Source organism: Microvirga sp. P4_G7, from assembly GCF_056401005.1.
The window spans coordinates 1-944 of record NZ_JBFUKD010001017.1 but is presented as its reverse complement, the minus strand read 5'-3'; the positions used below and the strand labels follow the sequence as shown (position 1 = coordinate 944).

1 protein-coding gene and 1 pseudogene are annotated in these 944 nt (G+C 61.9%); both read left to right on the top strand.

Features of this window, described 5'->3' with window-relative positions; translation table 11 throughout:
• A partial coding sequence (locus AC1DT3_RS22690) for a helix-turn-helix domain-containing protein (protein WP_477467422.1) occupies positions 1-306 on the top strand: 306 nt, incomplete at its 5' end.
• Positions 307-404: 98 nt separating this feature from the next.
• Positions 405-944 (top strand): annotated as a pseudogene (locus AC1DT3_RS22685) (PAS domain-containing sensor histidine kinase); the annotation flags it as partial.

Genomic DNA, 944 nt, shown 5'->3' with positions numbered 1-944 from the left:
GCCCACCCGATTTCAATGCCGCAACCGGCAGCGGGCAAGTTGCTTCCCAGGGCTGATTCGGAATCGCTATCCGACGCCGTCGAGCGGCACCTCTCGGATTATTTCTCGAACTTCAAGGAAACGCTGCCGCCACCCGGTCTCTACCACCGCATTCTGCGCGAAATCGAGGGGCCACTGATCGGGGMGGCGCTGGCGGCAACGCGGGGAAACCAGATCCGCGCGGCGGAGCTTCTAGGCGTCAACCGCAACACGCTGCGTAAAAAGGTCCGCGATCTCGAACTTCAGGTGATCAAGAGCACGCGCTGACGATCGGCGGTCTGTAATAATTTGACCACAGTGTTGTGTTGGTGCATCACCACGATAGTCGGGCGCGAACAACGCGCTCGTCGTAGCGGGATGCCGGTTTGACCAATCTGGATACACAAGCACAGCGTCATATGGCCGAGATCGGGCATCGCGGCCCGGGGTGGCTCGGCCCGATCGCGGTCCTGACCGCCCTTGCATCGGCGCTGACAACCTTCCTGGTTCTCGCCGGACTGACACCGATCCTGCCGACCCATGACGTCGTCATCTGGGTCTTCATCCTCAACGGGGTTCTCATTCTCGTTCTGCTCGGCGTCGTCGCCTGGCAGACCAAGCGTTTGATGCGGGAGCGGCGGGCCGGGGCCGCAGCCGCCGGCCTTCACGTTCGAATCGTCGGATTGTTCAGCCTCGTCGCTGTCCTGCCGGCGATTCTGGTGGCGATCGTGGCGACGGTGACCTTGGAGCGTGGCCTCGATCCCTGGTTCACCGGCTCAATTCGCGAACTGATGAACAACACGGTTTCGATCGCGCGCGCCTATCGCGAGACGCAATGCCGGACGCTTGCACGCGAAACGCAACTGATGGCTGCCGATCTCAACCGCGCGAAGGTCCTCTACGACGCCGATCGTAAGGTATTTCAC